The sequence below is a fragment of the bacterium genome (genome assembly GCA_022616075.1).
Lineage (GTDB): Bacteria > Acidobacteriota > HRBIN11 > JAKEFK01 > JAKEFK01 > JAKEFK01.
In genome coordinates, this window is sequence record JAKEFK010000360.1 from 1 (window position 1) to 21,647 (window position 21,647).

The following is a 21,647-nucleotide window of genomic DNA, read 5'->3' on the forward strand; positions in this document are numbered from 1 at the left end:
ATTTTGCATTTCGATGGTCACTCCCTCAAATGGTTCGCCATTATGGTCCCAAAGCAGGACGCTGGTTTCCATTGGGTCCAGCAGCTGAAGCCGTACGAAGAGCGGTACTAACTTCGCATTTGCGTTGAAGGCGCGCGCGGCGACGGTCCCAATCGTTCCATTGAATCGCAAAACGACTGCTCAGGCCGCGGTATTTCTCCAGCTTCTGCATTTGGAGCTGGGCATACTTGAGAGCGAGGGTGAAATCCTTCAGGTCATGCTCGCAAAGGATGCAGATTTGGCGGCAGAGCAGGTCATCCATAGGGATATTTTCGGCTTGATCCACGAGCCACTGGATTCGTTCTTGATCCTTCATGCGGCGAAGATTGCGCGCAAGAGAAAACAGAATGGCTCGCCGAAAATGAGTTTCCCCGGCGAGAGCCAGCAATTGATGTTGAACTGCTTTGGCCGGGTCCTTTTGCTTCTCAAACAAAAGGCTCAGTGAAAAGTGCTCTTCGGGTGTCAAATCTTCTTGCTGCTGCAATCGCGAAGCGCGCGCGGTCAATACGGCCAGAGAAACAATGTCCCACTGGTTGTGATGAATCACTTTTTGCATCAGGTTTGCGCGCGCAAAACGCAAGTAGTCCGTGTAGACGGAAGGAATCAAATAGCCGGGAATGTCATCGAGCCGGTAGAAATTCAAGAGATTTCGTTCCAGATTCATCAAATCGCATTCCCGGAATCTTTTCTTCCACAACCGGCGGGCAATAAAAAGCATATCCACATGAGGTTTTTCCTTGAGCGGATCTTCCTTGCGATGCATCAGATAGCGATTCCGCAAGATTTGGGAATCGAATGTTTTTCCGTTGTACGTGACGAGATAGCGAAACTTCCCGGAGAATTCTTCAATGGCATTCAGAAATGCGGATTCCTGGGCAAGATCATGAAGAAAGAATTGGCGAACTTGAAAATAACCCTCTTCAACAAAACCAAATCCGACAAGAAATGCGTACGTACCCGTTCCGCCGGCCGTGCCTGTCGTTTCGATATCAAGAAAAAGGACATCCCGGATGGAAAAATCGGCAAGTGTGCGGTCCTGTGAAAGAAACCGGAGCGTATCGACTGCAATTTCCGGAAATTGTTTCAGGTCGATCTGTCCGTGGTAGTCAATAAAGATTTTGTCGCAGTAGTAAGTCAGTCCTTGCTTGTTTTCCAGCGGTGTTAAATAAGGTAAGGGAGAACGATTCACAGGAGTGGATGGGATCCGGTCGCCGGACCGCATCTGATTTAATCGCTCACGCAAATTCATAACGTCTAAGCTTCGTGACACTTGTCTCCCCCTTATAAAGGGAGAGACAAAAGAGGGGGTTGTCTTTTCTTAATTCTTCCAACCTCCCCTTAATCCCCTCCTTCATAAGGAGGGGAAATCCGCGCACTGTTCAATTGGGACAAAATGTACAAAATGGCTTCCTTGGGGCGTCTTGAATAAATCAACGGGGCGCCGATGCAGGACGGGCATCCGTTGATGCAATCACAACGCTGCACCAGCGATTCCACCGATTGAAAAAGAGTTGGGTGGATGTCGTACAGCGTTTTGCTGAAACCGATGCCGCCCGGATACTTGTCGTACAAATAGATGTTTGGTTGAAAAACATCTCGCGCAGGAACATCGGACTGCCGGCGCCGCAATTGATGCTGATAGATTTTACGGTCCTGCAATGTATCAATGACGGCAACTCCAAGATCCCGAACGTCGCACATCAAATAGATGACAGCCATGCTTCGCAGACCGTACGCTAATCCGCGAACAGCATCGATCTTTTCTTCCGATTCAAATGGCGCCTGGTCCAGAAGCTCGCGCGTCAGTGTGAACCAGAAAGATGTGGTGTGCCATTCCCGCTCCGGCAGCGAAAGCTCGCCTGCTCCGACATTTTCGAGCGTGAACAATTTCAGCTTTTTGAAACCCACCACCTCTTCTGTGACCTGAATTTCGCCATGACAGGGTCTGTGAACTGCGCTTTCCTGTGTCTCGAAAATATCGAGCACTTTCACGTCCGTGTAAGTAATGGCATCCGTGTAATAATCCGCCTGAACCGGACGAACCAGAGCTTTTCGGCCTTCGAAATCCAGCTGATCCACGTAGTAAGGAACTCCCTCGCACATGTAAATCGCCTTTTCGTGGAGTGTTGTGAGTCCGCTCGTAAAATCAACTTCAGCAATGATTTCATCTCCTTTCGAAGTGTCCACCACCAGGAAGTTATCGGATGTGATCCGGCGCAAACTTACCGCATTGGCGGGATACGCTTCATGAATCCAGTGGTATGCCTCTCCGGTCTCGTGAAGGAAACCTTCCTCGCGCAAAAAAGTCAAGATTTCAGTCAAATCCTCTTTGCCAAATCGTTCCACATTATGAAATGGCATTTCAAATGATGAACACTTGATATGGTCCACCAGTATGTGGAGATTATCGGGATTGATCCGCGCGTGTTCCGGAGAAGCTTCGAAGAAATATTCGGGGTTGTGAACGAGAAACTGGTCGACCGGTGAGGAAGTGGCGACCAGCACACTCATGGAAGATTTATCCCGGCGGCCGGAACGCCCTGCTTGCTGCCACGAGCTGCTGATGGTTCCCGGATAACCGGCCAGGATGCTGGCGTCCAGCGAGCCGATATCGATGCCGAGTTCCAGAGCATTCGTGGAAACAACGCCTTTGATCTCTCCTGAACGAAGGCCTGCTTCAATCTCGCGGCGGACCGAAGGAAGATAACCCCCGCGATATCCGCGGATTTCTCCCCGTTGCAAAACCATCTTCTCCTGTTCCTGCTGCAGGTAGGTCAACAAAATTTCCATGATCAAACGGCTTGGCGCAAAAAGGATTGTATGAAGTCCTGCGCTTAGCAGATAATTCGCCACACTCTGGCTCTCCTTCACATAAGAACGCCTGATGCCTAGAGCCGGATTTACCACAGGAGGGTTTAAAAGAAAAAAGTGCTTTTCACCGACAGGAGCGCCATTCTCATCGATGAGCTCCACGGGCGATTCGAGAATCAGCTCCGCATGTTCTTTCGGATTTGCAATCGTTGCCGAACAACAAATGAATTGCGGAGCGCTTCCGTAAAAACGGCAAATCCGTTTGAGCCGCCGCATCACATTCGCAACGTGGCTTCCAAAGACTCCACGATACGAATGCAGTTCATCCAGAACGATGAATTTCAAATTTTCAAAAAGCTTTTGCCACTTAACGTGATGCGGCAAGATTCCGGAGTGCAGCATGTCCGGATTCGTAATCACGATATGTCCCTGCGCGCGGATCGCCCGTCTTGCATCGGCTGGAGTGTCCCCATCGAAAGTAAACGCTTTTGCCTCCGGGGCAGCATGGTTCAAGAGGCTTTGAAGTTCCGCCAGTTGATCCTGCGAAAGAGCTTTCGTAGGAAAAAGGTAAAGAGCGCGCGTGTTGGGATCCTCCAAAATCTTCTGGACAACAGGAACGTTGTAACAAAGCGTTTTTCCTGACGCCGTGGGAGTGACCACAACAACGTTCTTGCCATCCGATAGTTTCCGCCAGGAAGCGGCTTGATGACTGTAGGGTTTGGCAATCGAACGCTGCTGGAGCGCTTCTACTAATTTAGAAGGAACGGATGCTGGAAAATCGCCGAACACCGGTGGACGCGCATCGATGATTTCATGATGGAAAATGCGATCCGCAAAATCGCGCCTGAATGCAGCAAGCACCCTCAAAAAATCGGTCATTCTCTGACTACCTGTAGGGGCAGGGTTTGTCCCTGCCCGCGCGGGCGACCACGAGGGTCGCCCCTACCTCTTAAATTTCACTATATAAAAACCGTCGGTGTGATCACGATGAGGAAGCAAAACCATCTCTTTCTGAATGTTAAACCCCGTGTGATCCGTCAAAAAAGCATCCCTCACCTCTTCTGTTTCTTCGGATTCGAAACTGCAAACCGAATAGACCAGTTCACCCTGACTTCGCACATATTTAGCACAGGCATCTAGAATTTGCAATTGTAAAGTTTTCAGCCCCGGCAGATCAGTCTCTTGCCGCCACCATTTGATCTCCGGATGCCTGCGAATAATACCCAGAGTTGAACAAGGAGCATCAACGACCACCTGATCAAAGGATCCGGTCAGCGGCAAATTTCGCGCATCGGCAACAACCCCATAAACGTTGGAAATTTTCATCCGGTCCATATTTCGCTTCCATGTCTTCATTCGCCGCAGCTGCGCATCAGCAGCCACAACTCCCCCCTTCTCTCCAATCCGAAAAGCCAATTGAAATGTCTTTCCTCCCGGAGCGGCTGCAAGTTCGAGAACCCTGTAGCCCGGTTGAGGGCTCATTACTTCACCAAGCAGATGAACAGCAGCATCTTGAATATAGAATTCGCCCTCCAGAAATGATTTTGTGTTTTGCGCTGATCCTTCGCGCACCATAAATACGGAAGAGCCAAAAATCGTGCTCTCGACCAACACACCTTCTGAAGCAAGATGCTCGCTCACAATCTCCGGCTGCACACGAAGAGTATTTACGTGCACAAACACTGGAGGTGGCTGGTTGTTCACCTGCATCAAAGCCACCGCATCTGATTCTCCGAAGCGTTGTACCCACCGGTTTACCAACCACTCCGGATGGGACCACCTGACCGCCAGAACGTTTTCTGTGGGTTCGGGCAACGTTGTCATCCTTCCTTGCACGCCGCGCAAAATACCATTCACAAAGGAAGATGCCGACGTCAGCCGCGCAATCTTGCAGAGCTTGACCGTTTCATTCACGGCGGCATGAGCTGCAATATTTGTGTAAAGAAGCTGATAAACGCCCACTTGCAGGATCAACAACACTTCTTTATCTAACTGTTGGAGCGGTCGCCGTGAGAATTGACTGATGATAAAGAGCAAGCGTTTGCGCCAGCGGATTGTGCCTAAAACAAGATCGGTGATGAGATGCCGGTCTTTTGGGTCGGCAACTTGCCCCAAAGCTTCTTGCAACAGAATCGTAGAATTCGATTGTCTCGACTCAATTCGTCTGAGCAATTGATAAGCGACCCATCTTGCGTTGAAATCTCTCATTCGTCTTATTATAGAAGCATGAAAGGAGCGGCGATTTTCTTCTTGGTATTTCTCGGGACACAGCAGCTTTTGCAGTCGTCAACTCCTCAGGTCGTCTGGCTCACGGACTTTCAAGAAGCGCTCTCTAAATCGAAGGAAACAGGCAAACCGGTTTTTATCGATTGTTTTGCTGAATGGTGTATGTGGTGCCACAAAATGGAGGCCGTAGTCTATTCCGATTCCAAGTTTGTACAGTTTGCAGGAAACTATGTCATGCTCCGGATTGATATCGACGACAATTCGGAAGGAACTCGACTTGCTGCAAAATACAGCGTGGAAACCCTCCCTACTCTACTTGTGGTCGATTCTAACGGAATTTTAATCAACCGGATCGGCGGATATCTCAAAACCGATGAGCTCATTGCGGACATTTCCCATATGCAAGATCTGATCAACCGGGAGCGCTTGAATGCAAGTGATTGGATCACGGTTCAAACGCTAGCGGAAGAATATCTCTTTCGTGATATGAATGCGGAAGCGGAAACTCGATTTCTGAAAATTCTGCAGGCCCTGGTCCCGGATAGCGCTAAAGAATCTGCGCATTTTTCGCTGGCTCTCTCACAGTATTATCAGCAGAAGAATCAGGAAGCTCTTCACACACTGGGCGTTTATCTGGAAACTTATGTAGAAGGAAACTCAACAGAAGACGTTCTGCTGCTGTTTTCGCAAATCTATCTGGAAATGGATGAGCGTGAAAAAGCAAAGCAAGTTCTGCAACAGTTCCTCCGGAAATTTCCCGATAGTAAAAGCGCAGGACGCGCGCGAAAAGTGCTTGAATTGATGGAGTAATTGAACCGCCAAAGCGCCAAGTCGCCAAGCCCCTACCTACACCGTAGATTCTCTGTTATAGTGATTCGTGGCTCGACGGGTAAGGAGGGGCTTGTATGCAGCAATTCTTTCGAACAAAGAATCTGGATCAAATCCTGAAGGATGCCGATTCGGGAGTTCAGTTAAAGCGCACACTCGGCCCGATTGATCTCATCGCTCTCGGCATTGGCGGAATTATAGGGACAGGAATCTTTGCCGTCATCGGTACCGCCGTTGCGGGAGGGTCTGCGCACCTGGGAGCCGGGCCCGGCATCATTCTATCGTTCGTACTCACGGCAATTGCCTGTGGGTTCTGCGCGTTTTGCTACGCTGAGTTTGCTTCACTTGTTCCGATTTCCGGAAGCGCTTACACCTATTCCTACGCAACGCTTGGGGAACTCGTTGCATGGATTATAGGCTGGGACCTGATCATAGAATACGCTGTGGGTAATGTCGCTGTTGCCATCGCATGGGCAGCCTATTTCCACCAGCTTTGCGATGGTTTGGGATTGCATATTCCTGCGTGGTTATCAGTCGATTACCGGTCTGCCATGCAGGCTGCCAAGGCAGTGTTGACTGCCGGCGGACAGATCGATCCCAGCTTGGCCCTCGCTTATGAAGCATGGACCAGTCATCCAACCATTGCAGGGATCCCGATCATCTTTAACTTTCTCGCAGTTTTCGTTATCGGTGTGATCACATGGTTACTGGTAATCGGCGTCAAAGAATCGGCTCGCACCAACAACATCATGGTAGGGATAAAGCTCGTTATCCTTTTCTTCTTTATTTACGCTGGATGGAAATATGTCAAACCCGAAAACTGGACTCCTTTCATGCCGAATGGATTGAAAGGGGTTTGGGTCGGAGCCAGTTTGATTTTCTTTGCATACATAGGTTTTGACGCCATTTCAACGGCATCTGAGGAGTGTAAAAACCCGGGCAAAGACATGCCCATCGGCATCATCGGTTCTCTGGTGGTCTGCACGTTAATCTATATCGTAGTTGCTGTAGTTCTTACAGGGATGGTCCCGTGGAATCAACTGGGTGTTGCGGATCCGCTTGCAGCAGCTTTTGATTCTGTCGGGTCCAACGTTTCAGCGGGCGTTGTGGCGTTTGGCGCTGTAATCGCGATGTCCGCGGTCTTACTGGTGTTTCAATACGGACAACCACGAATCTTCTTTTCGATGTCCCGCGACGGATTGCTTCCTCCGGTTTTCCGAAAAGTGCATCCCAAATACCAGACGCCGCATGTAACAACGATCTGGACCGGTGTTGTGGTGGCCGCTATTTCAGCCGTCGCAAACATCAATGAGATAGTGGAGCTTACCAATATTGGGACGCTTTTTGCTTTCATTCTTGTTTGTGCAGGTATTATAATTCTGCGTTACAAAGACCCCAACCGGCCACGTGCTTTTAAAACACCCTGGGTTCCCGTTGTTCCGATTCTTGGAATCCTCTCCTGCTTCTATCTGATGTACCAGTTACCTATGGTCACCTGGATCCGTTTCGGGATCTGGCTGCTGGTCGGTCTTGTGCTCTATTTTGCTTATAGTTACAAGCATAGCCGATTGCGCACGATCGCCTCATAGCAGTCGACGCGCTGCTTACAACCTTTTTTGACGCTACTGGTCTAATTGGAGTGGCCAAGGTGATGACGGAGCAAGAGGAAAACGAGTTAATCATTCAGGCTCAGAGAGGGCATGTGCTTGCATTTGAACAACTTGTGCAGATCTACGACCGCCAGGTTTTATCTCTGGCTCTTTCTCTTATGAATAATGAGGAAGATGCTAAGGACATCTATCAGGAGGTCTTCATCCGGGTCTACAGGGCTTTGCCGAAATTCCGGATGGAAAGCAAGTTTTCGACCTGGCTCCACAGGATTGTTACCAACGTTTGCCTGACGCACCGTTCACGGCGAAAACGTTATGAATATGCTTCTCTTGATCAGGAAACCGAGGGAATGCGTCCCCTGGCTGAAACGTTGCCGGACAAGTCATCGAGCGACAGCGATACTCTAAACACAGAGATCAAGGAACAGGTTCAGCAGGCAATGCACGCATTATCGCCTCAGCAAAAGCTGGTGTTTACGCTCAGACATTTCGAAGGTTATAAGTTGCGCGAAATAGCCACAATGATGAATTGCGCAGAAGGTACTGTGAAGAAGTATCTGTTTACCGCGACGGAAAGATTGCGGGGACAGTTGCGGGAGGTTTTTTAATATGGATCACAAAGAATATCGCGAACAATTACCACTCCTGATTTACGGAGATCTCGGAAGAGAGGAGCAAAAGCAATTGAAGCTGCATCTGGATCAATGCGAGCTCTGTACCGAAGAACTGGCTCAGCTCGAAAAGCTGCAATCCACAGTGGATGCGGCGGCTGTGCCAAAGCCCTCCGCACAGTTGCTGAACGAGGCACGCTTGGAGCTTCGGGCCGCGCTGAGAATGGAGCGTTCGCGCAAGACATGGAAGGATATCTGGACAGGACGGTTGCAGGGCTGGTTACCAATTTTCCGGTTATCGTTCGCCACAATGGCGAGTCTCGCATTTGGAATTATCATCGGATACAAAGCGATCCAGCCGAAACAGAGCCCGCCTACATCAGGACCCATTGTAAAAACGCAACAACCATCGATCCTGCCTGGGGAAACACAGATCACCAATGTTAAATTCCAGGACGCGGATGCAAGCGACGGGAATGTTGAATTTACTTTCGAAGCTGTTAAACCAATGACGTATAAAGGGAGCATCAATGACGCGCGAATTCAGGAAGTTTTAACATATGCGCTTGTCAATGAACAGAATCCCGGAATTCGATTGCACGCGGTGAATGCGTTGAACGCAAAACAGCTGAGAAAGCCGGATGCGGCGATCAAGGGCGCGTTAATTCAAGCAATGGTGAAGGACGAAAATCCGGGAGTGCGGATCGAAGCGTTGACCGCGCTGGAGAAATTTGAGCCAGACGAAGAGATCAAGCAAGCATTTTTGCATGTGCTCGCAAACGATAAGAACGCAGCGATGAGAATTGCTGCCATAAAGAGCATTGAAACAGAGCGTTTGGTGGACCAGGAAGTAGTGAAGGTTCTCAGAGAAGCCCAGACGGATGAAGAAGATTATGTCCGTTTGAAGGCCAAATGGTTGATTCAGGAGGTTTCACAAAAACAATGAAAGCAAAACTTATTTTCACCATCATTCTGCTGATCGTTTCATGCTCGGTATTTGCAGTAGAAAAACATAAGCACGACATTGCCGGCGAAACTAAGACTCAAACGTTTCAGGTTGGCAAAGGGGGAACGCTGGAGGTCTCAATCAGCGCCGGAGATATTCTGGTTAGTTCTTGGGAAAAATCAGAAGTATTCGTAAAAGCCGAAGGAATTGATCCGGACGAACTTCAGGATCTCAAGATGAGTCAGATTGGCAACAACGTGCGGGTCAGTTTTCGTCCAGAATGGGGCTCGCATCATGTGCGTTTCACGATTCAAATCCCGGTTGATTACAACACGGATCTGCATACATCCGGCGGCGATCTTCAATTGCAAGGCAATTTCCGTGGAACGATAGAAGGATCCACTTCCGGCGGAGACATTCGGCTGGGTGATGTTCAGGGAAGAGTAGAATTGAGCACTTCCGGTGGAGATGTCATAGCCGGTAAAGTTACAGGCACAGCGAATCTGCGCACTTCCGGTGGAGACATACGTATGACGAATTGCAGCGGGGATGTGGATATGTCCACTTCGGGTGGAAACATCGCAGTAGGCAATGTTGGAAAAACACTGGTAGCGCGCACTGCCGGTGGAGATATCGAAGTTGGAGATGTTGGGGGCGAAGCGACGGTTTCGACTGCAGGCGGAGAAATTCGAATCGGTAAAGTTACAGGCAGCGTCACAGCAAAAACGGCAGGAGGAGACATTGAATTGCGAGGCGGAAGCGGGTTGATCCGCGCCAAAACGGCCGGTGGAAATATTAACTTATCAGACCTGACTGGTTCCGTTGAAGCTAGTACGGCTGGCGGAGATGTGAAGGCCGAGCTTCGCCCGAGTGGAAAAGGCCGCAGCAGGCTCTCTTCCTCCGGGGGAGATGTCATTATTTACCTGCCGGCCAATGCGAAAGCAAATATCGATGCTCTCATCGATATACGGGGAAGATGGGAAGAGGATGAATATCAAATCCTTTCCGATTTCAAACCTGATTCATACGACAAGAATCCGGATTCAAAAGAAGTACACGCCACTTACACTTTGAACGGTGGCGGAGAAAGTATCTGGCTCGAAACTGTGAATGGCAATATTCATATTCGCACTCTGCGATAGCCGCACTTTTCCGGAAGGAAGCGAAGAAAATCTTCGCTTCCTTCATTCCTTCAGTCCCAAAACCGGTATAATTCTGTTAACCATGAGAACATTGCGATTTATCGCCTTGACTGTTCTCATGGTTTGGTTCCATTCATCCAACCTTAGCGCTAAAGTTCAGCGGAAATGTGTTTCTGCGGAAGGGCACCAGTCCTACGTCGCTTCCGCAAAAACCGGCGGATTGGTGTGGGCATCTGTCGATAAAGTGGGTGTGTATGAAGAATTTATGAAAGCCCCTAATTATGAGCTACTCACGTATCTGTATGTCTGGAATATCATTGGCTCTCCAGACGGTGACAAATTCGTACTCTTTGAAGGAGGTAACGCCCGGGTCTACAATTTTTCGGACTATAAGAAAATCAAAAGCATTTCTACAAAACCAATCAAAGAGTGGTCTCGTTTATCCTGGGTCTGGATGAACGGATCAAACGACGTTGTGTTTGTCCTATCAAAAAAGGAGATCCTTGGAATTGGGCGTCTGGATATGATGACAGGAGCTGGCGTAGTTCTTCCTGTCGGACAAAGCGCAGGATACAAGTCCTCTGCTTTCAATGCGGCGGTTTCTCAGTCTGCGATCGGCTTTGCTGATGGGCGAATTGAAGTGTACTCGATCCGGGAAGGCAAATTGTTACATCGTTACAATGCACATAACAACGAAATCTGGTCACTGGCGTTTCACCCAAAACAAAATGTGATCGCATCAACAGGCGGTGATGGCCGGACCGTATTTTATGATCTGGACAAGGGCCAAACTCTATCCGTTTTGCCAGTTTCCGGCCATTTTCTCTCGTTTACATCGGATGGCCTGAAATTGATCTTCGCCGATTATGAGAAGTTGGGGTTATACGATTTGCAGGGAAAGCCGATCGAAACGATCGCGTCAAGCAGTTCGGGCGGTTGGAGCTATTTTCAGGTTGTAGAAAAATTGAAAAGAGTTTACGTAAATGACTCGGATACAATCTGTTGGAATCAATTTGAAGAGTGGGACGCGGTACCGGAGAGCTCTTCCACTCCTCTTACGGCTCAGGAGTCAATGTTTCAAGGAAAACCTCTCAGTCATTACATCCAGGAATTACAGAAAAATGATGTGACCGCGCGCCTGATGGCACTACAGGCGCTGGCACAACTCGGACCACCCGCAAAAGCTGCGATTCCTGCTATGTTGCAGCTCTGGGATTTAAAGGAGGGGGAAACCGAAGGTTTCTGGCGCACTTCGATTGTGCAAGTATTTGCAGCCATCGGTCCAGAAGCCGCCGAAATGGTCCCAAAGATGATTGAAGCTTTGAAAAACCCGAACGCTTTGGATCGGAGGTCAGTCGCCATGGCTTTGTCGCAAATGCGTTCCGCAGCAAAGCAAGTTGTATCCGCGCTCATCCAATTGACCAACGACCCGGATACCATGGTTCGTGAAGCAGCGATTCTGGCGCTCGGCGAGATTGGTCCTGATGCTAGAGAGGCCATTCCAACTTTAAAGCTATTGAAAAAAGAGAAAAACAACTTGATCAAGTTCCGTGCCGAAGACGCGATTAAAAAGATCGAAGGAAAGTGGTAAAGACGATTTTCGGGTTATTCGATGCGTACGTATTTAGTCTCGGCTGTGGTTCGATAGAAGAACTCACCGCGATCAGCCCAATGATCGCTCGAAATTACAAGATCTTTTCCTGCCATTTTGTAGAGAGTAAACGTGTAACTCTTCAATCCAGGCCGGAGATCAGCAGTTGCGTTGTGAAGCATTTTTTCGGACACAAAAAGCGCGCTGATGAAGTAAGGATCTGAATCCGATGGGATCAATTTCCCATCAACCGGCACCGTCCCTATCCCAAACGATAGCGCATCTCCTTCCTCATTGAACTCGATTGATAAAGGGGTTGCATAGGAAGGATTTGCTTTCGCATACTCCACCATGGATTCCATCATGTATTTTCCGGAAAGAAGGGGCGGCGGACGCACACCCTGCGGAATGGATTCGAATCTCTGCCAAATTGCCTGCAGCGCATCCTGAGCGGGAATCCTCTGACCTTCCGAACCAGAAGAAGGAGCTTCCCATTTCTTTTTGAAGTCTGCGTGTAGGATGATCGCCGCTTTTAGTTTGTTTAAAGCGGGACTTAAGGTCAAGTCGCGTGCAAGTTGATCGAGAAGAGGCATTGTTTCAGGTACTTCCAGAGAACCGAGTTTGATCAGTGCTACCGCCAGTTGCTGTGAATCTTTTGATCTTACCTGGTTGTTCAGCTCATTCTGGTGAAGCCCAAAAATCTTTTTTTTCTCCATTTGACCCTGCAACCAGACCTGCCAGCCGGCCATTTGTTCCCATGCTTGTGGACTGCTGGTAGCAACTCTCCCGAGCGCCGCCAGAGCTTCGGTATACTGTCCATTTTTGTAGTAACAGTTCGCCAGATCACGAAAGTATCCATACCAGTTTTCGAATTGAACAAGCTGGTCAAGCACAGTAACGCATTCTTCATATTTCTCCAGCCGGTCATACGCTTTCGCGGCCCAGTAGTAGCCGCCTGGATGTCGTGGAAGTTCCTGTTTAGTCCGAAGCGCAGATTCTAATGCCCTTTCCGGTTCCTGGAGATCATTCAAATAAATATCTGAGGTTAAGTTTCTAATATTTCCTGAATTAGGAAACTTTGATGCCAACTCCACGCTTTGCTGCAACGCTTCTTCATACTTCTTGTTTTTTCGCAGCCGTGTGATGCGATCTATGGCATCTCGCCAGTAGTCAGGCAAAACGACCTTCCACTTCCCTTCCGATTTTCTAACGACGAGTTTTTGAATCACGGACTCGCTATCACGCGAGCATTGAATGGTTACCTGTGCATCCTCTGCTACGATCCTCTCTTCCTGGATGACCGGGTTTTGGCAATTGAAATACATCTGTCCGCGTCCCGTTAAGAAATCAGCCTCCACTTGTCTGTAAAAGTTTTTGCGCGCTTCTACTTTCTGCTTCTCTGTCAATGGAGATGCATTTTCGCTTTCACCAGTTTGCATTTCGAACAAACTTTGGAAGAAACGGGGATCAACATATTTTTGAAAAGTTTTGAAATCCTTCTGCTGAACAGCGTTTGCGGCCGCCAGTACAATTTGACCTGGAGACTCTTTGGCCTGTGCAAGCTGAAAGACGAAACAATTGAGAACGAATATTAAAGCGATGCACCGAATCTTTAACAAAACTACTCCGCAGCGCTAAGGCCGGCAGGCACTGACATAGCTTTCGGAATAATAATTCCAATCCCTGACTTCATGTATTCTTTTGTACTCATTGATTCAATACCGGACCAGCCGTCATCCGTTCGCCTTGCAGGACCCAAATGCTTCGATCCTGTGGCTCCAACTCCCGGCAAGATACCGGCTTCGTATCCGCCCCATGGATTTCGGAAGTAGACTCGATCTCCTTCCACTTTAGTAATGTTCACCATGTGGGTTCCGCCCCAATCAAAACCAGCCAACACAGGTCCTCTGCTACTCCCCAACTCTTCCTTGATTTTATCAAGAACATCCTTTTTGCCACCTGCTCCATCCATGTATACTTCAAATTCATAGCCATGGAGTCCCTTAAGTATTTTGAGCGATTCCGCATCTACCAATCCGCTTGTACCAGTAACGGTAAATCTGTCAGTCCCATCGTCCGCAGTGCCTTTTTTTCCGTCAAGCCCGGGATCAATGTTCTCGTATATCCCACCCGGTCTGGCATAGTCCATAAGACCTGAATGCACGAGTCTTTCCCCGACCGACCGGTTGCTGCCATCATCCTTCCATGAATCATTCGTAGGACGGATGAAATCACCATTGGCGAGCCGTGATGTACCTCTGGTAGCCAAATCCGCAGTAATACGAGCATATTCAGCGGGATTCTTAGCCGCCAGACTATGCGTGATACTCGTAACGGTACAAACATCCCTGTTATCCTGATTTATGTAATGGTCTGGATCACTTACCTCCTTTAGTAGATCTTCCATGACGCGATCCTTGCCGACGCCCGCAACTTTAGGATCAAATTTTGCGTCAAAATCACTAGTGGACAGCCGGTGAAGTTCGTCCAGGAGAGTTTCGGTGCTGCCATATCCGCGGCTTGCTAATGCCGGCTTTCCATCGATATCCTTTTCCAACAGCTTCAAGAAAGCTTTCTTACCATCAGGAGTCGTGCTTTCAAAAACAGTTACTGCTTTTCCCTTTTCTTCTTTAGAAAGAACTTCGTAACGATGGTGCTTTATTAATCCTATCGACTTGAGCTCTGCATGCAAATCGGATTTCCTCGTTAAGGCAACCGGATCATGGGCGAGAGCCTCGGAAGATTTTTGTCGAAACTTTGAGTGTTCCCTCTGCGCGCGCAGACTCTGCGGGCACTATTTTGAGCTCCTTTAACCCCGGTTTATCCTTGGTTTCGGCAACATGCGATAGTCCTAAAGATGAAGCAGTATCGGAACGCCGGATGGATTTAAACATAAGACACCTCCAGTCTCCTTATGAACTTATCGAAAAGATTCAGGTGGAAGTTGCGTGAAGCGCGTATTTTTACGTTTGTATGAGCACAGATATTTTTGACAGAAGGTCGCAAAGGAAACTAAGATTTAAACCCTTTGCTCTCTATGCGTCCTTCTGTTCAAAAAATGTTCTATCTGTTTATCTGTGGTTCTGACTTTCTACGGTGGCGGATGAATTCAATAACGCCCGGCAAGATGGAAAGGAAAACAATGGCGAGAATTACCAGCGTAAAATTCCTTTTTACAATCGGAATATTTCCAAAATAGTATCCGCCAAGAACAAAAAGGCCGATCCAGAGAATGCCACCGATGACGTTATAGCTTAAGAATTTGCCATACGTCATTTTTCCGATTCCCGCTACAAAGGGCGCGAACGTGCGGATGATCGGCATGAAGCGGGCAATGATGATGGTTTTGCCGCCATGCTTCTCATAAAATTCATGCGTGCGGATCAAATACTTTTTCTTGAAGAATCGGGCATCCTCATATTGAAAGGCTTTTGGTCCGATATACGCGCCGATCCAATAATTCACAGTGTCTCCCCCAATGGCTGCTATCGTGAGCAGAATCAGCACCGTCGTTACATCAAGAGCTCCATTTGCCGCGAACGCGCCGGTTGCAAACAGCAGTGAATCGCCAGGCAAAATCGGTGTGACCACCAACCCGGTTTCACAAAAAATAATCAAAAAAAGGATGAGATAAGTCCAAACACCATATTGCTGAATGATGGCAGCAAGATGTTTATCCAGATGCAGCAGGATGTCGATGAATTGTTGTAACAGTTCCATGAATAAAGAAGAGAGATACTATATCAGCCTCAGCGAGAACGCAATGAATCATTGAATGGTTGTTCCTCCCCCTTATTAAGGGGGAGGTTAGGAGAGGGTTTCATTTATTGGACAACCCTCCCCTTATAAGGGAGGGGAATCGTTGCAAAGTGCTACTTGGAATCTCTTTTCAAATAAGGGGTTGGCCACAAACGTGACAGAAGCGCATGTTTTGTTTCCCCACGTTTCCACAAATCTGGCAATAAGAGGGCAGGGTTTGACTGGATTCCGGAAGATTCAGAGTGTACTGACCGTCTTCCACTTCTGTAAGGAGAGCTGCGGTCATAGGAACATCGCCCAGCTGCGCAAATTTGTTGAATTGCATCTGAGTTCCGCCTAGTACGTTCTTTAATCGCATCTTAAGCGCCGTCTCGCGAGATGGAAGAGATCCTTCTTCTGGTCCAGCTTGATGCAAGCGTTCGGCCCCTAGTTTGGCCAGAGTCTCCTTCCAACGAGAGAAAGTGGGACGTTGCGCAGCCGGAAAACGCAAGGCTGCCTCAATCAAATCAGAAAGATCAGGAGGCAGCGAGGATGCAAGCTGCCGGACCGATGGAAAAGTAAAGGAACGAATCCGGTGCGCAATTTCCTGAGAAGAATCTTGCTCGACAATCTGGCATCCGGTAAAGAGCTGAAATGCGATTGCGGCCAACGCAAATGAATCGGCTGCGGGCGTCGGAGTAAAGCTATCGATCAATTCTGGAGCCGTGAATTTCGAAATGGCGCAGTACGAACCTTGAATGAGTAAGTCGACATCACTCGGATTCGGCGGATGAACTGAAAATACCAATCTGTTTTGCGTCACAAAGGAACACCGGATCTGCTCATCCCAGTTCAGAATGGCCCCGCCGCGAGATTCTTTGCGGTACAGGTAATCGAGAACATCCGTCAGGCCATAAAGAACGGAGCATTTTTGTATGAAATTCAAGTCAGCGTGGTTCATTTCTGCAAGATAGATCCACCTGCCGGGTCCGGCCTGTCTCACAAGAGCCCAGCGACCGTTATCGAGTACTCCCACTTCGAAGACATTTGTCAAATTGCGATGCTTCAACTGCATCACTTTCCGCGCGTAACTTCGCAACCGGCTCGAAGGAATGACTTCGCTGACATCATCCTGAAAACAGACTTCAACGATCAAATGAAAACCTCAAACCCTAATAAAAAGGTAAGAAAAAGAAGAACAGAGAAACGATGACAGCATAAAACAGAAACGCGATCATTTCATAGCCGAGGATTTCTTTGAATTCAATTCCTGCTGCAGCCAGCAGTGGTATTGCCCAAAATGGCTGCAACAGGTCCGTCATCATGTCTCCCCAGGCGTAAGCAACAACGATCTGATCATATGCCACGCCAAGCGTTTTTGCAGCTTCAGCGATGTAGGGCGCTTCCACAGCCCATTTCGATCCGCCGGAAGGCACAAAGTAATTCACGACACCGGAATACCAGTACACGATCAAGGGAAGAGTCTTTGGAGTTGCGACCTGAACGAAAGCGTTTCCGATAACGTTGGATAGGCCGCTCCCTTTGATGATGCCGTACATTCCGGAATAAAAAGGAAACTGCAGAACAATGTTTGAAATAAAATATGCCGATTCGGCTGCTGCTTTCATTACAGAAGCGGGAGATTTGTGAAGAAGAATTCCTGCTGTCAGGAAAGCGAAATTTACTGTGTTAATACTGATTTTTTCGAAGCCCTGCGTGAAAAAATAATTCACCAGGTAATAGACTCCCATCGAACCGAGGATCAGATTCAAGGCGTAACGGTAATCGAGAAAATTTGTAGCACTCTTCTCCTCCGAAGGCGTAGGAGCTGTAAAGATTCCGACATTCTCCAGAGCTTCATCTGCCACCATCCGGCGGTCTTCTATGTTGCGAGGATGAAGGAGAAAAGCCAGTGTTGTCATCGCTGCCAGGACTACAACTGTTGCCGTGAGATTGAAGGGATGAAAGATGGTTTGAGACAGAGGAATGACTCCGATCTGCTTTTCCATAAAATGCCCGGGAGTGGCGCTCAAAATTGGCGCCGATGCAGAGAGTCCCGCGTGCCAGGTGCAGCCGAGACCAAAGTATGCCACTGCAACAAGCAACCGGTAATCCACTTCTCTGTGCTGTTTTGCCATGTATTTCACGAGCACTGCAGAACCGAGAATTCCGAGACCCCAATTAATCCATGCAAGAAGCATGGACCCAAGAGCGGTCAAAGCAATTGCGGCGTGAGGATTCCTTGGAAGGCGGCTGAACCAATGAAAGAACGCATTTACAGGAGGAGAAACCACGACAATGTATCCTGTCACCATGATCAAAGTCATTTGCATGCCGAAGGTCAGAAGCTCCCAGAAACCATCTCCCCAGAACACGAGGCATTGCGCAAGTGAATGGGGCGTTGCGGCCATTGCGAAGACTATTGTGAGCAAGGTGAGCAGAAGAGCGATGGAAAAGGATCCGGGTATCCAGCGGGAGGTCCAGCGATTGAGTACGGAGGCGATCGATACAAGAAATTGCATTTTAGCTCCGCAGGCGGGACGCCTGCGCTACTTTGCTTACTTTTCTCCGAGATAGGCTTCTTTGACTCGTTGATCGGCAGCCAGCTGTGCTGAAGGGCCATCCATGACAATCTGGCCTGTTTCCAGAACATAGCCACGATGCGAGTGCCGCAAAGCAGCATTCGCATTTTGCTCAACGAGCAAAATAGTAGTCCCTTCCTTGTTGATCAAATCGATCGCTTCAAAAATCGTATGAACCAGTAGAGGAGCCAGACCGAGCGAAGGTTCATCGAGAAGCAGAAGTCGGGGACAAGCCATGAGAGCGCGACCAATCGCAAGCATTTGCTGTTCACCGCCGCTTAGAGTGCCTGCGGACTGTTTTCTCCGTTCATTCAGACGCGGGAAAAGGCCAAATACGCGCTCCAGAGATGCCTTGCTCTTTGCACGATCTCGTTGAAGATACGCGCCCATCTCCAAATTTTCCATTACGGTGAGATTCGCAAAAACCGCTCTTCCTTCCGGGACCATGCAAATTCCCAGTGCAACAAGTTTGTGCGTAGGAACATCGTTCAATCGCTTTCCTTCAAACAGGATGTTACCGCTTCGAGCCTGAACAAGCCCCGTTATTGTTCTGAGCGTCGTTGATTTGCCGGCGCCATTCGCGCCAATCAGAGTTACAATTTCTCCCTTTTCCACGTGAATATTGATCCCTTTTAAAGCCTCAATGGCTCCGTATCCACTGGAGATGTTTTGGAGGGTTAACATCAGGCGCCCCCCAGATAAGCTTCGATTACTGCCGGATTATCCTGGATCTCTTTCGGTCCGCCGATTGCAATCGTTTCCCCGTAATCAATGCATTGAATTATTTCGCATACGCCCATCACAACCTTCATGTTGTGTTCTACTAATAAGATAGTAATGTGGAAGTGATCGCGGATCCAGCGGATGAGATGCATCAGCTCGGATGCTTCCTGAGGGTTCATTCCGGCAGCCGGTTCATCCAGCAACAGGAGTTTCGGTTTGGTGGCAAGCGCACGGGCAATCTCGAGACGACGCTGAGAACCATAAGGCAAATTATTCGCAAGCTCAAAGGCAACCGTATCCAGCTTGAAGATCTTTAATAGCTCCAGCGCATCATGCTCAATCTCCTCCTCTTCAGTATGAAGGGACCGTGTGCGCAAAACGGCGTCCACTAACTTCTGGCTGCGGCGCATATGCCGGGCCAGCTTTACATTTTCCAGCACGGTCATGCTTTGAAAGAGCCTGATGTTCTGGAAAGTTCGCGAAATTCCAAGCGCCGCGATCGAAGAAGGTTTCTCACCCTGAATCTCCTTCCTTTCCAGCTTGATCGTGCCCTGGTCCGGCTTGTAGACTCCGGTAATCAAGTTGAAGATCGTCGTCTTGCCTGCGCCGTTCGGTCCAATTAAACCGTACAGATCTCCCTGGTTTATAAGCATGTTTAGATCTTTTACGGCTACGAGTCCGCCAAAACTTTTTATGCAGTTATCGACTTCCAGAATCTGCATCCATTCACCTTGCAGTGAAGCGCTTCGGTTTGAGGAATAAGGCTTTGGATCCCATAATGCCCTGTGGACGATAGATCATAATCAGAATCAAAGTGATAGAAAAAATTACAAGCCGGTAAGGACCAAACCCGCGAAATACTTCCAGGATCACGGTGATTAAAACGGCTCCCAGAATCGAGCCCTCAATACTTCCGAGACCTCCAATCACAATCATGATTATGATTTCAAACGACTTGATAAAGGTGAACGTATTCGGATGCAGGTACATCGTGAAATGCCCGAAAAGCCCTCCGGCAATTCCACCAAACATCGAGCTGATCACAAAGGACATAACTTTAAAACGCGTTGTGTCCACACCCATCGCTTCAGCGGCGATTTCATCATCGCGTATGGAAATGAATGCGCGACCGTAACTTGAATAAATAAGATTTTGAACGGTCATTACGGTCAAGACAACAAACAGATACACCCAGAAAAAGTTACTCAAGCGCGGAATGCCCGTAAAACCTCTCGAACCGCCAATGGCATCGATATTCAGAATAAACACACGGATGATTTCTCCGAAACCGAGAGTGACGATGGCAAGGTAATCACCTCTTAAACGCAACGAAGGGATTCCCACAGCCAATCCTGCAACTCCAGCCAGCAGAGCTCCTGCCAGAATTCCCACCAGTAAAAGCACTGCATCCTGACCGGTAGAGGGTAGAAACGAAACAACATTTCGAACGGAATCGCCGACCGTGCTGATGATAAAAGCAGACGTATAGGCGCCCACTGCGAAGAAACCTGCATGACCAATCGAAAATTGACCCGTGAAACCATTAATGAGGTTCAGACTTACCGATAAGATGACGTTGATCCCGACCAGAATCAGAATCTGATGGATATATGGACCCTGTTGGATCGGGCCACCAAGCAAAAGACCGTCCACAACGGTGAGTTGGAGGACAATCAGAAGAACAATTGCGCCAAGGACCAGCAGCCACTTCTTCATACCTTTTCCACCAAACCCTTCCCCATGATGCCTGCGGGTTTCAATAGCAAAATCAAAATCAAAATCGAGAACGCAATCGCATCACGATAAGTGGATTCGAGATATCCGACGACCATGACCTCCGCAATCCCGATAATGAACCCGCCAAGCATTGCACCAGGGATGTTTCCGATCCCGCCGAGCACGGCCGCAACAAATGCTTTCAGACCGGGCATGATGCCCATGAGCGGATCGATCTTGGGGTAATTCAAAGAGACCAGGATACCGGCAGCCGCTGCCAGAGCGGAACCCAGCGCAAATGTAGCAGCTATGATTCGGTCTGTATTGATCCCCATCAGTTTTGCCGCATCCAGATTAAATGCAGCGGCGCGCATTGCCTTCCCTGTTTTTGTGTAGTTGACAATTGCATTTAACAGGATCATCAAAATGACTGCCATAACAAAAACAGTGATTTGCTGATTGTTTAAGCTCAGACCGCCAATGTTCAATTGCTTAGCAGAAACGATCTGTGGAAAAAACTTTGGGTCGGCTCCAAAAACCAATTGTCCGCCATTTTCCAAAAACATAGAAACGCCGATCGCCAGGATGAGGAGAGCAAGCCGCGAGGCGCGTGGAATGGTTCGGATGAAATATTTTTCAAGAAAATAGCCGACTAGACCGCCAATCAAAGTGCCAACAAGGATCGATATCATCGATGCTGATACAAATCGGCCCAGGACTGCGCCTAGAATTCCCAGCCAGAATGCCAGGGCCAGTTTTGCCCCACTGCGGCCAGGACGGTAAGCATATCGCTCAATGAAAATTCCCAGCGCAGCAGAAAGCACCATGGATCCGAACATAATGAATAAAGCGTACAGGTATGATCCTTCTCCGGAGCCACGAATGTACCGGGAGAGATAATAGCCCATGAAAGCTCCGAACATGTAGACATCACCATGGGCAAAATTGATCAGCCGCAATACACCGTAAACCATGGTGTAACCGAGCGCAATCAGAGCATACATGCTGCCCAGCACGATTCCGTTCAGTAACTGTTGGAGGAAACTACCCATGGGGAAGGCTCAAAACGTTCAAGTGTTTCAAG

General features: G+C 48.6%; 18 protein-coding genes. 6 read left to right on the forward strand and 12 right to left on the reverse strand.

Translation table 11 applies throughout. The annotated features are described in order from the left end of the window. Positions 1 to 40: 40 nt before the first annotated feature. From L0156_27395 to rsmB, 3 genes are all read right to left on the reverse strand, one after another. Entirely contained in the window at positions 41 to 1,309 is a 1,269-nt protein-coding gene (locus tag L0156_27395) for a ribonuclease H-like domain-containing protein (GenBank protein ID MCI0606727.1), read from the reverse strand. 68 nt (positions 1,310 to 1,377) lie between these two features. Continuing rightward, on the reverse strand, positions 1,378 to 3,729 hold the full coding sequence (locus tag L0156_27400; protein MCI0606728.1) for a DEAD/DEAH box helicase: 2,352 nt from the start codon (positions 3,727 to 3,729) through the stop codon (positions 1,378 to 1,380). Between the two features lie 63 nt (positions 3,730 to 3,792). After that, positions 3,793 to 5,058 (reverse strand): 16S rRNA (cytosine(967)-C(5))-methyltransferase RsmB, encoded by a 1,266-nt coding sequence (gene rsmB, locus L0156_27405; GenBank protein ID MCI0606729.1) that lies wholly within the window; start codon positions 5,056 to 5,058, stop codon positions 3,793 to 3,795. 18 nt (positions 5,059 to 5,076) lie between these two features. On the opposite strand from rsmB, the gene L0156_27410 reads away from it, so the two are divergent. The 6 genes from L0156_27410 to L0156_27435 all read left to right on the forward strand — a co-directional run bounded on the left by L0156_27410 (position 5,077) and on the right by L0156_27435 (position 11,804). After that, the gene (locus L0156_27410) at positions 5,077 to 5,886 is read left to right on the forward strand and encodes a thioredoxin family protein (GenBank protein MCI0606730.1); all 810 of its coding nucleotides are present in this window, start codon (positions 5,077 to 5,079) and stop codon (positions 5,884 to 5,886) included. Between the two features lie 95 nt (positions 5,887 to 5,981). Next, on the forward strand, positions 5,982 to 7,493 hold the full coding sequence (locus L0156_27415) for an amino acid permease (protein ID MCI0606731.1): 1,512 nt from the start codon (positions 5,982 to 5,984) through the stop codon (positions 7,491 to 7,493). Positions 7,494 to 7,555: 62 nt separating this feature from the next. Next, a complete protein-coding gene (locus L0156_27420; protein ID MCI0606732.1) occupies positions 7,556 to 8,122 on the forward strand; it encodes a sigma-70 family RNA polymerase sigma factor in 567 nt (188 codons plus the stop codon). Between the two features lies 1 nt (position 8,123). Beyond that, on the forward strand, positions 8,124 to 9,071 hold the full coding sequence (locus L0156_27425) for a HEAT repeat domain-containing protein (protein ID MCI0606733.1): 948 nt from the start codon (positions 8,124 to 8,126) through the stop codon (positions 9,069 to 9,071). After that, positions 9,068 to 10,213 carry a DUF4097 domain-containing protein gene (locus tag L0156_27430; protein MCI0606734.1) on the forward strand — a complete coding sequence of 382 codons (1,146 nt, stop codon included), beginning with the start codon at positions 9,068 to 9,070 and terminating at the stop codon, positions 10,211 to 10,213. The genes L0156_27425 and L0156_27430 overlap by 4 nt, the downstream gene beginning before the upstream one ends. Further along, positions 10,182 to 11,804: a HEAT repeat domain-containing protein gene (locus L0156_27435; protein MCI0606735.1), complete on the forward strand. Its 1,623-nt coding sequence runs from the start codon at positions 10,182 to 10,184 to the stop codon at positions 11,802 to 11,804. Before L0156_27430 ends, L0156_27435 begins: the two co-directional genes overlap by 32 nt. Before the next feature lie 14 nt (positions 11,805 to 11,818). On the opposite strand, the gene L0156_27440 is transcribed toward L0156_27435, so the two are convergent. The 9 genes from L0156_27440 to L0156_27480 form a co-directional block, all read right to left on the reverse strand. Further along, on the reverse strand, positions 11,819 to 13,423 hold the full coding sequence (locus L0156_27440) for a tetratricopeptide repeat protein (protein MCI0606736.1): 1,605 nt from the start codon (positions 13,421 to 13,423) through the stop codon (positions 11,819 to 11,821). Between the two features lie 2 nt (positions 13,424 to 13,425). Beyond that, positions 13,426 to 14,496, reverse strand: a complete 1,071-nt coding sequence (locus L0156_27445; protein MCI0606737.1) for a hypothetical protein — start codon at positions 14,494 to 14,496, stop codon at positions 13,426 to 13,428. A 371-nt stretch (positions 14,497 to 14,867) separates the two neighbouring features. Continuing rightward, entirely contained in the window at positions 14,868 to 15,524 is a 657-nt protein-coding gene (locus tag L0156_27450) for a DedA family protein (GenBank protein MCI0606738.1), read from the reverse strand. Between the two features lie 169 nt (positions 15,525 to 15,693). Then, complete coding sequence (locus L0156_27455) at positions 15,694 to 16,698, reverse strand: hypothetical protein (protein ID MCI0606739.1); 1,005 nt, start codon at positions 16,696 to 16,698, stop codon at positions 15,694 to 15,696. 16 nt (positions 16,699 to 16,714) lie between these two features. After that, entirely contained in the window at positions 16,715 to 18,064 is a 1,350-nt protein-coding gene (locus tag L0156_27460; GenBank protein MCI0606740.1) for a TIGR00366 family protein, read from the reverse strand. A gap of 36 nt (positions 18,065 to 18,100) precedes the next feature. Next, on the reverse strand, positions 18,101 to 18,808 hold the full coding sequence (locus L0156_27465; GenBank protein ID MCI0606741.1) for an ABC transporter ATP-binding protein: 708 nt from the start codon (positions 18,806 to 18,808) through the stop codon (positions 18,101 to 18,103). Then, complete coding sequence (locus tag L0156_27470) at positions 18,808 to 19,569, reverse strand: ABC transporter ATP-binding protein (protein MCI0606742.1); 762 nt, start codon at positions 19,567 to 19,569, stop codon at positions 18,808 to 18,810. Before L0156_27470 ends, L0156_27465 begins: the two co-directional genes overlap by 1 nt. 4 nt (positions 19,570 to 19,573) lie before the next feature. After that, complete coding sequence (locus L0156_27475; protein ID MCI0606743.1) at positions 19,574 to 20,563, reverse strand: branched-chain amino acid ABC transporter permease; 990 nt, start codon at positions 20,561 to 20,563, stop codon at positions 19,574 to 19,576. Further along, positions 20,560 to 21,615, reverse strand: coding sequence for a branched-chain amino acid ABC transporter permease (locus L0156_27480; GenBank protein MCI0606744.1), 1,056 nt, complete (start codon positions 21,613 to 21,615; stop codon positions 20,560 to 20,562). The genes L0156_27475 and L0156_27480 overlap by 4 nt, the downstream gene beginning before the upstream one ends. Between the last annotated feature and the right edge of the window lie 32 nt (positions 21,616 to 21,647).